Origin of the sequence: Streptomyces rubellus (assembly GCF_036323805.1) — a bacterium.
Lineage (GTDB): Bacteria > Actinomycetota > Actinomycetes > Streptomycetales > Streptomycetaceae > Streptomyces.
Genome location: NZ_JAZDCX010000073.1, coordinates 1 through 634, shown reverse-complemented (window position 1 = coordinate 634; position 634 = coordinate 1). Strand labels below are relative to the sequence as shown.

Below are 634 nucleotides of genomic sequence, written 5' to 3'. Positions count from 1 at the left end.
GTACGAGGAACGCTCGTCCCTGCGCTCGCCACCACGGTCATCACGGCGGTACGAGGAACGCTCATGCGCGGGGCGCTCCCCCCGCCAATCACCGCGACGGTCGTCGTCACGACGGAACCCCCGACGATCGTCCTCACGCCTGGAGCCCCGCTGATCCCCGCGGTCATGTCCCCGTGCGCCTTGCCGATCACGGTCCTGGCCGCGGCCAAAACCGCCCCGCTCATCACCACGACGCTCGTCACGACGACTGTCGTCCCGCCGGAAGTCCCGCCGATCACCGCGGTCCCGGTCCTGACGTCCTCGGTCCTGACCGCGGTTGAAACCGCCTCGGCCGTCACCCCGTCCACCACCGCGGCTGTCGTCCCGGCGAAAACCGCTGCCTTGCCTGTCACCACCGCTCTGGCGTCGCGGCCTGTCGGATCGCTCGGACCTACCGGGCCGTTCCTCGGGTGAGTTGGACATCGCCGTGGCTCCTGTCTTGGGGTACTACACGTTCATTCTTGCGCGCATCGAGCAAACAGCGCACTCTGAGGCAGACAAAAGAAAAGGGCCCCTGGTCCCAGCGTGCGCGCTGGGGCCAAGGGCCCTCCACGAATTGTTCGGCGGCGTCCTACTCTCCCACACGGTCCCCCAT

The 634-nt window shown here is 68.1% G+C and carries 1 pseudogene; it reads right to left on the bottom strand.

From position 1 onward, the window contains the following. A pseudogene (locus V1L54_RS29295) lies at nt 1–395 on the bottom strand (hypothetical protein); the annotation flags it as partial. Nucleotides 396–634: the final 239 nt, after the last annotated feature.